Source organism: Acinetobacter sp. YH12128 (assembly GCF_013418655.1).
Classification (GTDB): Bacteria; Pseudomonadota; Gammaproteobacteria; order Pseudomonadales; family Moraxellaceae; genus Acinetobacter; species Acinetobacter amyesii.
Window position 1 is genome coordinate 1 of record NZ_VPBO01000008.1, and the last position, 12,451, is coordinate 12,451.

Sequence of the window (12,451 nt, forward strand, 5' to 3'; positions counted from 1 at the left end):
GAAAACCTTCAAAATTCTTGCTGAGCGATATCGCAATCGAGGCAAAAGACTAGCATTAAGATTCAATCTAATTGCTGGAATTTATAACTTGGAGCTGAGTGAAAAATGACTTATGAAAGAAATCTATTATGGAGTGAACAGCAACAAAAAATCGTTGCAACAGGCGATGCGGTTATTGTGTGCGTGGATAAAATGACCCTGCAAAAAACCTCTATTCCAGAAAATATTAAAACCAAAATAAAAGCCTTAGAAAATTCAGTGGGAAATAATATTTAAATACAATTTAACTTTATATATTTTAAGGAGTCGTGTTAAAATATTGTAGTAAAATGAAAATTATTTATTGAATAAAAATTTTATTATAATATTATGAGCGAGTTTTCATAAGCATTATTAAAATGAAATTTCGGAGTTAAAGATTATGCCTGATATTAGTAATTTATCAGTTGAAGAGTTAAAGAAGCTTCAAGTAGAAGCTGAAGCACTGATTGCATCTAAAAAAGATCAAGCGATTGAAGATGCGTATAACCGTATTGTTGAAATTGCAGAAAATTTAGATTTAAGCGTTGAACAAATTCTTGAATTTGGTTTAAGCAAACGTAAAAAATCAACGCGTAAAGCGGTTGAGCCACGTTACCGTAGCAAAACCAATGCAGATGACACGTGGACTGGTCGTGGTAAACAACCACGTTGGTTAGTGGCTGAGTTAGAAAAAGGCGCGAAACTAGAAGACTTCTTAATTTAAGAACAATTCATGAAATCGTCATATCCTGAGTTCAGGATAATTAAACCAGGCAAATGCCTGGTTTTTTTATCTCTTTGAATTGGCTATGCAGAAAAAGTATGCATAATGTGTCTATAAAGAAAAATGTTTAAATGATGGAAAAAATTGATGGATCGGTTGTGGTGGGATGATCAATAAAACTAATAATATTCGGTGGCTCATTTTTGCTGCGATCAGTTTTTTAATTTTCGTTATGCTGCAAGTGCCAGCAGCGTGGCTCATTACAAAGTTTTATAAAAATAACCAAATGCTACATAACGTCAGTGGCAATATTTGGCATGGGCAAGCAGATTGGACACGAGGAAATTTGAAAGGCTCGTTAAACTGGAACACACGCCCGTGGGATTTGATTTTATTACGCTTGGGTGCAAATGTTGAAATTCATAGTGGCAATACCAAACTACAAGGTGTGATGGGGTATGGTTTTGGTAAAAGTATTAGTATTAAAAACTTAGAGGGTCAAATTGCTCCTGAAACCTTAAAAAGTTTTGCCGATTGGCAATGGCCAATGAATGCCATTCAATTAAAAGATGTGCAGTTTAAATATAAGCCACAACAGGGATTTAGTCGTTCATCAGGCGAGATACAGTGGGCAGGTGGGGATTTATCATTTAGCTTTGCACAGCATCAAGAGTCAATGAATGTGCCTGCCATGTTGGCTCAATTAAAAGACGATAATGGCAAATTGTCGATTGATGTTCGAGATCAACGTGAACAAAAAATGATGAATATGTCACTTGAGCCAGACCTCATGTTGGATGTGCAATTAACCCAGCGCTTTTTGATGAATGTTGCTTCCTATGAAGGTAAGGCAGGATTAGATACGTATGTGATTAGTTCGCGTCAACCCCTATTGAGTGGGGTGAACTGATGGCTGACTATTTCGAAAAAATCCGCGAGATCAATTGGAAGCAAACAGATCGACTTGCACCTGTGGTCTTGGTTTTAATAATTTTGTACTTGTGCTGGAAGTTAGCCGCTTTATTTTGGTTATTGATTGCACCGCCACAAGCCATGCAGTTAGACCGAGTTGAATTGGGTTCACAGCAAACGCAAGTTCCTAATATTAGCTCTTTTGCCTTGTTTCAGGAAAACCGCAGTTCAGCAGCTGACGCGCAGTTAAATATGGTGTTACAAGGTGTGGTGGTTGGACAGCCAAGTCGCTACTCGTCGGCAGTGATTAAGGTCAATGAGAGTTCAGATCGCTACTTGGTTGGAGAAACCATTCAAGGTTCATCATATCAACTGGCTGAAGTTTATTGGGATAAGGTGATTTTAACGCAGGGTAATGGTGCACGGCGTGAATTAGCGTTCCAAGGTATTGAAAACGGATTAGATCAACCGATTGTCCCTACAGCCAATGCAACATCAGGCGGATCTTTGCAAAATAACAGCATGCAAAATGCAGCTAATCCTGCAAATTCAGGGCAAGGCACGACGCAGTCCGCGATTGGTCAGGCCGTACAACGCATGACAGAAAATCGTGAGCAATATCTGCAGGAAATGGGGGTGAATCCATCAGGTAATGGTGGGTTTGAGATTTCAAATCGAACACCTGCTGCCTTGAGAAATAAATTGGGTTTGCAACCGGGTGACCGCATCATGTCTTTAAATGGGCAGGCAGTCGGTGCAGGACAATCTGAGGCGCAATTATTAGAACAAGCCCGCCGTGAAGGGCAGGTGAAACTTGAAGTCAAACGTGGTGATCAAGTGATGACCATACAACAGGATTTTTAGTGATGTTTCATCACTTTATAGGGTTAGGAAACACAGGCGTATATGGCTTTATTTAATAATAACCGTTCAACTTTAGCTGCCTATGCCATGGTGCCCTTGGTTGCTATGGTCAGCACAGCAAGTTATGCACAAACATGGAAAATCAATTTACGTGATGCAGATCTTACGGCATTCATTAATGAAGTCGCAGATATCACGGGGAAAAATTTTGCAGTTGATCCACGGGTACGAGGAAATGTAACGGTTATTTCCAATAAGCCTTTAAATAAAAATGAAGTCTATGACCTGTTTCTCGGTGTATTGAATGTCAATGGCGTGGTGGCGATTCCATCGGGCAACACCATTAAACTGGTTCCAGACAGTAATGTAAAAAGCTCGGGCATTCCTTATGATGCGCGCCACCGTGCGTCTGGAGACCAAATTGTCACCCGAGTAATTTGGCTTGATAACACCAATGCCAACGACTTAATTCCAGCCCTACGTCCACTGATGCCGCAATTTGCACATTTGTCAGCAGTGGCGGGGACCAATGCGCTGATCGTCTCAGACCGTGCTAGTAATATTTACCAGCTCGAAACGATTATTCGTAATTTAGATGGAACGGGTCAAAATGATATCGAAGCCGTGACGCTGCAATCGAGTCAGGCCGAAGAAATGATTGGGCTGTTAGAGTCGATGAGTTCGACCGGCGCATCAAAAGACCCGAAAGGTTCACGAATTCGTATTATTGCGGACAATCGAACCAATCGTATTATCATTAAAGGTGATACAGCGACACGTAAGCGTATTCGTAAGATTATTGAGACCTTAGATGTGCCTGCTGCAGATCGATTGGGTGGATTGAAAGTTTTTCGTCTAAAGTATGCAAGTGCCAAAAACTTGTCAGAAATCTTACAAGGCTTGGTCACAGGGCAGGCCGTTTCGAGTACAAATTCATCGAATAGCTCAAATAGCAGCACGATGAACAGTTTAATGAATGATAGTAACAGTTCGAATTCACAGTCATTCAGTTCACAAAATAACACCAGTTCAGGTATTAACCTCAACAGTAATAACTCTTCCAATAATACGCAAAACGGTATCTCAAGCTTTAATGCCAATGGCGTGAGTATTATTGCTGATGCCACACAAAATGCACTGATTGTGAAAGCAGATCCGCAGCTCATGCGTGAAATTGAATCTGCGATTCAGCAGCTCGATATTCGTCGTCAGCAAGTGCTGATTGAAGCAGCGATTATTGAAGTTGAAGGCACGGATGCTGATCAGCTGGGTGTGCAATGGGCGTTGGGCGATATCAGTAGTGGTATAGGTTTAATTAACTTTGATAACTTTGGTGCTAGTTTAAAGAGTATTGCCGCAGGTTATTTAACTGGTGGTGCTGCGGGTGCGGGTAGCGCGGTGAGTGCGGGTACTTCTTTAGTTCTTGGTGACTATCGTGAAGGCAGTGATGGTTCGCGCAAACTCTATGGTGCGATGATTCAGGCCTTAAAAGAAAAGACCAAATCCAATTTATTATCTACACCGTCGATAGTGACGATGGACAACGAAGAAGCCTATATTGTGGTGGGTGAAAACGTTCCATTTGTGACAGGTTCGGTCACCACCAATGGTGGCACAGCCAATCCATATACATCAATTGAGCGTAAAGATGTCGGTGTTACTTTGAAAGTTGTGCCGCATATTGGTGATGGCGGCTCGGTGCGTTTAGAGGTCGAGCAAGAAGTTTCTGATGTAAAAGACAATAAAGGTCAAGCTTCGGACTTGGTTACGACTAAACGTGCGATTAAAACCTCGATCTTGGCAGAGCATGGTCAAACGATTGTGTTGGGTGGTTTGATCTCTGACAATACATTGCATGGGCGTCAATCGGTTCCGGGGCTAGGGGCTATTCCTGTACTCGGCAAACTCTTTAGCTCGGAAGGAAAATCTAACAGTAAACGCAATTTACTGATCTTTATTCATCCGACTATTGTTGGAAATTCTGCCGATGTGAAGAAAATGTCTCAGCAGCGCTACAGTCAGCTCTATAGTCTGCAACTGGCACTGGATAATGACGGTAATTTTGCGAAATTACCTGAAAATGTGGATGATGTGTATCAACAGCGCATACCTGTTTCAAAAGGTACAGCGCCAGCCCCTGTGTATAAGACGGTACCGACAGCACCACAAATGACACAGCCAGCGGCAGTGGTCTCCACGCCAGTCGCCATTGAACCTGCGGTGAAGCGCCAAACCATTACCGTACCGAATGGCAAAGTGGCGGGCACGCCTTAGGTGAGACAGCAGAGTGGTTTAGCTTTGAAACCACAGCATGCTATGATGAAAAAAACGAGCAATAGAGAATTAACTTCATGACTTGGAAAATTCAAGCAATTTCTGGTGATTTAACAGGACAAGAAATTAGTATTGAGCGAGATATGTTGGTGGGTCGTCATCAACAAGCAGATATTGTTTTACAAGAATCTGATGTATCGCGTAAACATGCTGCCTTTGTACTGAAAGATCAGGCACTCTGGTTGCAAGATCTCAATTCATCCAATGGGACGTTTATTAATGATGTCCGTTTGACTGGTGAATCACTTTTAAAAGAAGGTGATATTGTACAGTTTGCCAGTGTGAAGTTTAGTTTATTGGCTCCAGCTAAAGCTGTTCAGATCCCAGCGGATATTGAACAAAGCGTTGAAGCGTTGCAAACAGAAGAAATTACACCTGTTCAGCAGCCGTCTGAAGCTGTTGCGGTTTCTGAAACTGAGACACAAGAGCCTATCGTTAAAACCGCAGCACAACAAATGAATGATCAAGGTATGCCAGAGTTGAAAGAGCGAGATGGCTCGGTTCAATTGACTCGTGATGGTATGCCGACCAATGTGGGTGTGCCTAAACCTGCACCAATTCCTGAGGGAATTGACGTAACTGCTGTTCCGAAAAATGAAGCATGTGATGTAGAAATTCCAGCGACATGTGTAGAGCAAGAGCGTGAAGCGCAAAAAAATGCCTCTGTGGGCTTAATCTCAGTCATTGTTTTAATCATTCTTGCAATTATTGCATGGGTCTTGTTTAAATAAACCGAGACATTCCTCAAAAGGCATGCATGGGCATGCCTTTTTTATGGGGAAAATTTACAAAAAAATAGAGGGACATTATGTTTGAAGTTCGTTTAGCAGAACGCCAAATGATTTTATTTGATCTGGATGGAACGCTAGTCGATTCAGCATCTGACTTACATCGTGCGATGAATATGAGTTTAAATGCGTTGCAATTACCGTTGGTCACAGAAGCGCAGGTGCGAAACTGGATTGGGAAAGGAACTTCATTGTTTTGTCATAGCGTACTTGAATACTTGACCGGGAAGGTGGATGCCGCACAGCACCATCTTTTACTGGAAACTTTTCTAAAGATTTACAATGCAGATCCTTGTGTCTTGACGCAGCCCTTTGATGGCATTCTAGCGTTCTTGGATTGGGCAAAAGCAGAAGAGAAAATTCTGATTTGTGTGACCAATAAACCAGAGCAACCGGCACGCAGTATTGTGCAGGCACTAGGTATGCATGAATACTTTGATGATGTGATTGGCGGAGATCGTTTTGAAGAGCGTAAACCACATCCCAAGCAGCTAGAGTATTGTGCGGAGCATTATACCTTGCCGAAACAGCAAATTTTGATGGTGGGTGATTCTGTCAATGATGTAGAGGCAGCACGTCGTGCTGGTATTGATTGTATTGTGGTCAGCTATGGCTATAATCATGGTGAAAATATTCGAGATTGTCAGCCGCAGCATGTGGTCGATAACTTAAAAGAATTATTGGGTTGAAATAATTAGGGTTAAGGAAGTGAAAATGAGCAAGTGTGTAGGTTTTCGATGGCGTCACTCAATCAGCATGAGAAGAAATTAACTGAAATTGACCACGCGAAATATAGAGAAACCGAGATGACTACACAAACTCAATTTGAACAACTGAAATCTGCTGGATATAACTTGATTCCAGTCTATCGTCAGCGCTTGGCAGATACAGAAACTCCGCTGTCTGTCTTTGCGCGATTAAAACAACATAAACAAGCCTATTTATTTGAATCTGTAGAGGGTGGCGAAAACTGGGCACGTTACTCCATTATTGGTTTGGGTGAGTCCACCGTATTTTCGTGTAATGAAGGGCAGTTGACCGTTCAACATGTTGATGGTTCGATTGAAAAACAACAATGTGCAGACCCATTTCAATACATCCGTGACTTCCAAGCACAATATAAAGTCCCTACACAGCAAGATTTGCCTACGTTACCGAGCTTTACCGGTGGATTGGTTGGATACTTTGGTTATGACGCTGTGCGTTATATCGAACCGAAGCTCAATAATGTGCCAGAAGCTGACCCAGTCGGGATTCCAGATATTTGGATGATGCTATCTAAAACCGTCATTGTCTTTGATAACCTCAAAGATACTTTATTCTTAATTGTACATGCCGATGTAAATGATGCTGAGGCCTATACCCAAGCGCAGCAACAATTGGATGAGCTAGAAGAACTTTTGGCAACCCCAATTGCACTCAAAGCAAATAAGCATACTGCACCACAGTTTGAATCCATCACTGGGCACGACAACTTTATTGACTCTATTGCAAAAGTAAAAGAGTACATTAAAGCCGGTGATGTGATGCAGGTTGTGCCGGGCCATCGTATGGTATCCGATTTTGATGGTGAGCCTTTGCAGGTCTATCGTGCACTACGTCACCTCAATCCATCTCCATATTTGTTCTTGGTGCAAGGGCAAACACTTGAGAATGACATTCCCTTTCATATCGTCGGTTCATCACCTGAAATTTTGTCCCGCCTAGAAAATGGTGTAGCAACAGTTCGTCCTTTGGCGGGCACGCGACCACGGGGTAAAACCAAAGAAGAAGATTTAGCACTTGAAAAAGATTTGCTATCTGATGAAAAAGAAATTGCAGAGCATTTGATGTTGATCGATTTGGGTCGAAATGATGTTGGACGTGTTTCTAAAATCGGTAAAGTTCACGTGACTGATCAAATGGTGATCGAACGTTATTCGCATGTCATGCACATTGTGTCAAATGTACAAGGTGAAGTACGTGATGATGTCGATGCTTTGGATGTTTTTAAGGCAACATTCCCTGCGGGTACGCTTTCAGGCGCACCAAAAATCCGCGCTATGGAAATTATTGACGAAGTTGAACCAGTAAAACGTGGAATTTTTGGTGGTGCTGTTGGTTATTTAGGCTGGCATGGGGAAATGGACATGTCGATTGCGATTCGTACCTGTGTAATTCGAGAAAATAAGGTCTATGTTCAAGCTGGAGCAGGGGTAGTTTATGACTCAAATCCTGAATCAGAGTGGAATGAAACCCAAATAAAAGCTCGCGCAGTGATCAAAGCGGTTGAATTATCATCAAATGGATTGATTTTATGAGTTTTTCACGTTTTTTTTAGAAAAAACACTTGCAAGGATTTCAAGATTTGCTAAACTGCACACCGTTCCGATACGAAACGTACGAAACACTAAGAAACGCCGGCATAGCTCAGTTGGTAGAGCAACTGACTTGTAATCAGTAGGTCCACAGTTCGAATCCGTGTGCCGGCACCATCTTAGAAAGTTTGAGAGTGAGTAGAAAGAACGACACTGAAGTAAGTGTAAAATGGTGAGGTTCCCGAGCGGTCAAAGGGGGCGGACTGTAACTCCGCTACGAAAGTTTCGAAGGTTCGAATCCTTCCCTCACCACCAATTTTAAGACTTCAATAAGTGGTTTGTACCAACATCGTGCGGGAGTAGCTCAGTTGGTAGAGCGGTAGCCTTCCAAGCTACATGTCGCGAGTTCGACCCTCGTCTCCCGCTCCATATCTATTGAAGTGCTTATATTTGCTCTTATAGCTCAGTGGTAGAGCACTCCCTTGGTAAGGGAGAGGTCTCGAGTTCAAATCTCGATAAGAGCTCCAGATTTTACAGTTTAGCAACTTTAAATGTTGCACAAGATTCCAGAAGCAGGCTTTTTAGTCTGCTTTTCAAGTATTGGGTGTTTATTTTTTTAGGCGATATGTCGGAGCTGGGTTTTACTCAGAATTGTGTTCGACGTAAACGAGGAAGAAAAGCATGGCTAAGGCTAAGTTTGAACGTAATAAGCCACACGTTAACGTGGGCACAATCGGTCACGTTGACCATGGTAAAACGACTTTAACAGCTGCAATTGCAACTGTATGTGCAAAAAAATTCGGCGGTGAAGCGAAAGATTACGCTGCAATCGACTCTGCACCAGAAGAAAAAGCACGTGGTATTACAATTAATACTTCACACGTAGAATACGATTCTCCAATCCGTCACTACGCTCACGTAGACTGCCCAGGTCACGCCGATTATGTTAAAAACATGATTACTGGTGCTGCGCAAATGGATGGTGCGATCCTTGTATGTGCTGCGACTGATGGTCCAATGCCACAAACTCGTGAACACATCCTTCTTTCTCGTCAGGTAGGTGTACCTTACATCGTTGTATTCTTAAACAAATGCGACCTTGTTGATGACGAAGAGCTTCTTGAATTAGTAGAAATGGAAGTTCGTGAACTTCTTTCTACTTATGACTTCCCAGGCGACGACACCCCAGTAATCCGTGGTTCTGCTCTTGCAGCGCTTAATGGTGAAGCTGGTCAATACGGCGAAGACGCAGTAGTTGCTCTTGTTGAAGCTCTTGACTCTTACATTCCAGAGCCAGAACGTGCTATCGACCTTGCATTCCTTATGCCAATCGAAGATGTATTCTCAATTTCAGGTCGTGGTACAGTAGTAACTGGCCGTGTTGAAACTGGTATCGTGAAAGTAGGCGAAGAAGTTGAAATCGTTGGTATTAAAGATACAGTTAAAACAACTGTAACTGGCGTAGAAATGTTCCGTAAACTTCTTGACGAAGGTCGTGCGGGCGAGAACTGTGGTGTTCTTCTACGTGGTACTAAACGTGAAGACGTTCAACGTGGTCAAGTACTTGCTAAACCAGGTACAATCAAACCGCATACTAAATTCGACGCAGAAGTATACGTACTTTCTAAAGACGAAGGTGGTCGTCATACTCCATTCCTTAACGGTTACCGTCCACAGTTCTACTTCCGTACAACTGACGTAACTGGTGCGATCGCGCTTAAAGAAGGCGTAGAAATGGTTATGCCTGGTGACAATGTAGAAATGTCAGTAGAATTAATCCACCCAATCGCAATGGACGCTGGCTTACGCTTCGCGATCCGTGAAGGTGGTCGTACAGTTGGTGCGGGTGTTGTTTCTAAAGTAACTGCATAATATAATACAGTTATCTTTGTACAGATCGAGAGTTTCGACTCTCGATTTGCTCTGCAGGTCAGTAGTTCAATTGGTAGAGCGTCGGTCTCCAAAACCGAATGTTGGGGGTTCGAGTCCCTCCTGGCCTGCCAAATTTTTTTAAAAAGAAGCTTGATGCTGGCTCAACTGGTCATATAATAAGTCGCGAATCCTACGACGAGTACAAAAATGTCGAATGATAAATCGCGTGACGCATTAAGCGACGCGCCAATTCCTCAAAGAAATAATCCTGCTGAAGTTGTTAATTCTGGTTCCCCTTTAGACTATGTTCTGTGGGTTATCGCGTTGATTTTACTCGGTAGTTCTATGATGGTGAATCAACATTTGCCAGCATACTGGGCACCAGCGAATGATGTCTGGGTCCGTGTTGGGGTAATTTTGGCTTGTATCATCGTGGCTTTAGGTTTATTATACGCCACCCATCAAGGCAAAGGCTTTGTTCGATTGTTGAAAGATGCTCGAATTGAGCTACGTCGAGTGACTTGGCCAACCAAGCAAGAGACCATGACCACATCTTGGCAGGTACTTGCGGTAGTCTTAGTGGCATCTATTTTATTATGGTGCTTTGACTATGCTTTGAGCTGGTTAATGAAGTTTATTATCGGGTAAGAGAGCTATGAAACGTTGGTACATTATTCATGCCTATTCAGGCTATGAAAAACAAGTGTTACGCTCACTTAATGATCGAATCCAGCGTAGCGCTGTAGCCGATAGCTTTGGTGAAGTCCTTGTCCCTACTGAAGAAGTAGTGGAAATGAAGGATGGTAAGAAACGTAAATCTGAGCGTAAATTCTTTCCAGGCTATGTGTTAGTCGAAATGGAAATGAATGATGAAACTTGGCACATTGTTAAAGAATGTCCAAAAGTATTAGGTTTCATTGGTGGTACTGCAGAAAAACCTGCACCAATTACGCAAAAAGAAGCTGATGCGATTCTTGCACGTGTACGCAATACTGGCGAAGCACCTCGTCCTAAGACGATGTTTGAACCAGGTGAAGAATTACTCGTAATTGACGGTCCATTCACCGATTTTAAAGGCGTGGTGGAAGAAGTTCTATACGATAAGTCACGTTTAACGTTGACGATTAATGTATTTAATCGACCAACTCAGGTTGAGCTGGAATTTCGCCAAGTCGAAAAATCGGTTTAATTTAACTTGGTTGATAAACGCCCGATTTGTTATGAGTCGGGCATTGTTGTTGTAACGGTATCGTTACTTATATGTATGGGGAGCCTAGCGGCGTTAGTACCCAGAGGTAATTGAAATGGCTAAGAAGATTGACGGCTATATCAAGCTGCAAGTTCCAGCTGGTAAAGCAAATCCATCTCCACCGATTGGTCCTGCACTAGGTCAACGTGGTGTTAACATCATGGCATTCTGTAAAGAATTCAATGCTGCGACACAAAAAGTTGAAGCTGGTCTTCCAATTCCAGTAGTGATCACTGTGTACAACGACAAGTCGTTCACATTCATCATGAAAACTCCTCCTGCTGCGATTCTTCTTAAGAAAGCTGCGGGCATCCAAAAGGGTTCAGCTGTACCTAACAAAACTAAAGTTGGTAAGTTGACTCGCGCTCAATTAGAAGAAATTGCGACTACTAAAGAACCAGATCTTACTGGTGCTGATTTAGACGCACGTGTACGTACCATTGCTGGTTCTGCGCGTTCTATGGGCTTGGAAGTGGAGCTATAAGACATGGCTAAATTAACTAAACGTCAAAAAGCCATTGTTGCTGCTGTTGAAGCTAACAAAGTTTACACTTTGGAAGAAGCAGTTGCAGTTCTTAACGGCCTTCCAGCAGTAAAATTCAAAGAATCTTTGGATGTTGCTGTAAACCTAGGTGTTGATCCTCGTAAATCTGACCAAGTTGTTCGTGGCGCGACTACACTTCCTGCAGGTACTGGTAAAACTGTACGTGTAGCTGTGTTTGCTCAAGGCGCTGCTGCTGAAGCTGCTAAAGCTGAAGGCGCGGACGTTGTTGGTTTTGATGACCTTGCTGAAAGCATCCAAGCGGGTAACCTTGACTTTGATGTAGTAATTGCAGCTCCGGATGCAATGCGCGTTGTTGGTAAGTTAGGTACGATTCTTGGTCCACGTGGCTTAATGCCAAACCCTAAAGTGGGTACTGTAACTCCTGACGTAGCTTCTGCTGTTAAAAACGCGAAAGCTGGTCAAGCACGTTACCGTGTAGACAAAGCGGGTATTATCCACGCTGCGATCGGTCAAGTAGGTTTCACTGCTGAAGCTGTTCGTTCAAACGTTGAAGCTCTTGTAGCTGACCTTAAGAAAGCAAAACCTGCTACTTCTAAAGGTGTTTACATCCAAAAGATCACTTTAAGCTCAACTATGGGTCCTGGTCTTGTTGTTGATGTAGCAAACGTTTCTAAATAAGTTTCGACTTATTACAGAATTTTAAAGCCCTGAGTAAAAATCAAAGCGCTGCTTTGATTTTTACGCAAGAAAAGATATTTGCTTCACTCGAAGCATAGTTTCTCGTCTTGCGGGTCGGCAAAGCGGTACTTTGCTGATCGCCCCTCAGGCAAACTTTGAATTGATAAATTTAGATTTATCAGCGTCAAAGACCTCAGGCGAGGGGAG

12 protein-coding genes, 5 tRNA genes and 2 pseudogenes are annotated in these 12,451 nt (G+C 42.6%); all 19 read left to right on the plus strand.

Annotation, left to right across the window (positions count from 1 at the left end; translation table 11 throughout):
- Nucleotides 1-109: pseudogene (locus tag FTU64_RS05575) on the plus strand (IS5/IS1182 family transposase); the annotation flags it as partial.
- Between the two features lie 14 nt (nucleotides 110-123).
- Nucleotides 124-276, plus strand: a pseudogene (locus FTU64_RS05580) (acyl-CoA thioesterase); the annotation flags it as partial.
- Nucleotides 277-418: 142 nt separating this feature from the next.
- Nucleotides 419-745: an H-NS family nucleoid-associated regulatory protein gene (locus tag FTU64_RS05585; protein ID WP_180007248.1), complete on the plus strand. Its 327-nt coding sequence runs from the start codon at nucleotides 419-421 to the stop codon at nucleotides 743-745.
- Nucleotides 746-911: 166 nt separating this feature from the next.
- Nucleotides 912-1,655 (plus strand): type II secretion system protein N, encoded by a 744-nt coding sequence (gene gspN, locus FTU64_RS05590; protein WP_180059375.1) that lies wholly within the window; start codon nucleotides 912-914, stop codon nucleotides 1,653-1,655.
- A complete protein-coding gene (locus tag FTU64_RS05595) occupies nucleotides 1,655-2,521 on the plus strand; it encodes a type II secretion system protein N (RefSeq protein ID WP_180007029.1) in 867 nt (288 codons plus the stop codon). Before gspN ends, FTU64_RS05595 begins: the two co-directional genes overlap by 1 nt.
- Before the next feature lie 42 nt (nucleotides 2,522-2,563).
- Entirely contained in the window at nucleotides 2,564-4,795 is a 2,232-nt protein-coding gene (gspD, locus tag FTU64_RS05600) for a type II secretion system secretin GspD (RefSeq protein WP_180059376.1), read from the plus strand.
- 77 nt (nucleotides 4,796-4,872) lie between these two features.
- On the plus strand, nucleotides 4,873-5,586 hold the full coding sequence (locus tag FTU64_RS05605; protein ID WP_180059377.1) for an FHA domain-containing protein: 714 nt from the start codon (nucleotides 4,873-4,875) through the stop codon (nucleotides 5,584-5,586).
- A 77-nt stretch (nucleotides 5,587-5,663) separates the two neighbouring features.
- Nucleotides 5,664-6,332, plus strand: a complete 669-nt coding sequence (gph, locus tag FTU64_RS05610) for a phosphoglycolate phosphatase (RefSeq protein ID WP_180059378.1) — start codon at nucleotides 5,664-5,666, stop codon at nucleotides 6,330-6,332.
- Nucleotides 6,333-6,449: 117 nt separating this feature from the next.
- A complete protein-coding gene (gene trpE, locus FTU64_RS05615; protein ID WP_180054353.1) occupies nucleotides 6,450-7,943 on the plus strand; it encodes an anthranilate synthase component I in 1,494 nt (497 codons plus the stop codon).
- A 98-nt stretch (nucleotides 7,944-8,041) separates the two neighbouring features.
- Nucleotides 8,042-8,117 (plus strand) — tRNA-Thr (locus FTU64_RS05620).
- A 54-nt stretch (nucleotides 8,118-8,171) separates the two neighbouring features.
- A tRNA-Tyr gene (locus FTU64_RS05625) sits at nucleotides 8,172-8,255 on the plus strand.
- 38 nt (nucleotides 8,256-8,293) lie between these two features.
- A tRNA-Gly gene (locus FTU64_RS05630) sits at nucleotides 8,294-8,369 on the plus strand.
- A gap of 23 nt (nucleotides 8,370-8,392) precedes the next feature.
- Nucleotides 8,393-8,467 (plus strand) — tRNA-Thr (locus FTU64_RS05635).
- 154 nt (nucleotides 8,468-8,621) lie between these two features.
- Entirely contained in the window at nucleotides 8,622-9,812 is a 1,191-nt protein-coding gene (gene tuf / locus FTU64_RS05640) for an elongation factor Tu (protein WP_078190047.1), read from the plus strand.
- 55 nt (nucleotides 9,813-9,867) lie between these two features.
- Nucleotides 9,868-9,943, plus strand: a tRNA-Trp gene (locus FTU64_RS05645).
- Nucleotides 9,944-10,019: 76 nt separating this feature from the next.
- Nucleotides 10,020-10,460, plus strand: coding sequence for a preprotein translocase subunit SecE (secE, locus tag FTU64_RS05650; RefSeq protein WP_078189832.1), 441 nt, complete (start codon nucleotides 10,020-10,022; stop codon nucleotides 10,458-10,460).
- A 7-nt stretch (nucleotides 10,461-10,467) separates the two neighbouring features.
- Nucleotides 10,468-11,001, plus strand: a complete 534-nt coding sequence (gene nusG / locus FTU64_RS05655) for a transcription termination/antitermination protein NusG (RefSeq protein WP_078189831.1) — start codon at nucleotides 10,468-10,470, stop codon at nucleotides 10,999-11,001.
- A 115-nt stretch (nucleotides 11,002-11,116) separates the two neighbouring features.
- The gene (gene rplK / locus FTU64_RS05660) at nucleotides 11,117-11,545 is read left to right on the plus strand and encodes a 50S ribosomal protein L11 (RefSeq protein ID WP_004868049.1); all 429 of its coding nucleotides are present in this window, start codon (nucleotides 11,117-11,119) and stop codon (nucleotides 11,543-11,545) included.
- A 3-nt stretch (nucleotides 11,546-11,548) separates the two neighbouring features.
- Complete coding sequence (gene rplA / locus FTU64_RS05665) at nucleotides 11,549-12,244, plus strand: 50S ribosomal protein L1 (protein WP_078189830.1); 696 nt, start codon at nucleotides 11,549-11,551, stop codon at nucleotides 12,242-12,244.
- Nucleotides 12,245-12,451 lie beyond the last annotated feature (207 nt).

Bases quoted from the DNA above. Each gene is read 5' to 3' on its own strand.
- tuf (WP_078190047.1), top strand. From the start codon at position 8,622: ATGGCTAAGGCTAAGTTTGAACGTAATAAGCCACACGTTAACGTGGGC.
- gph (WP_180059378.1), top strand. From the start codon at position 5,664: ATGTTTGAAGTTCGTTTAGCAGAACGCCAAATGATTTTATTTGATCTG.
- FTU64_RS05595 (WP_180007029.1), top strand. From the start codon at position 1,655: ATGGCTGACTATTTCGAAAAAATCCGCGAGATCAATTGGAAGCAAACA.
- FTU64_RS05605 (WP_180059377.1), top strand. From the start codon at position 4,873: ATGACTTGGAAAATTCAAGCAATTTCTGGTGATTTAACAGGACAAGAA.
- nusG (WP_078189831.1), top strand. From the start codon at position 10,468: ATGAAACGTTGGTACATTATTCATGCCTATTCAGGCTATGAAAAACAA.
- secE (WP_078189832.1), top strand. From the start codon at position 10,020: ATGTCGAATGATAAATCGCGTGACGCATTAAGCGACGCGCCAATTCCT.
- gspD (WP_180059376.1), top strand. From the start codon at position 2,564: ATGGCTTTATTTAATAATAACCGTTCAACTTTAGCTGCCTATGCCATG.
- rplK (WP_004868049.1), top strand. From the start codon at position 11,117: ATGGCTAAGAAGATTGACGGCTATATCAAGCTGCAAGTTCCAGCTGGT.
- gspN (WP_180059375.1), top strand. From the start codon at position 912: ATGATCAATAAAACTAATAATATTCGGTGGCTCATTTTTGCTGCGATC.
- rplA (WP_078189830.1), top strand. From the start codon at position 11,549: ATGGCTAAATTAACTAAACGTCAAAAAGCCATTGTTGCTGCTGTTGAA.
- trpE (WP_180054353.1), top strand. From the start codon at position 6,450: ATGACTACACAAACTCAATTTGAACAACTGAAATCTGCTGGATATAAC.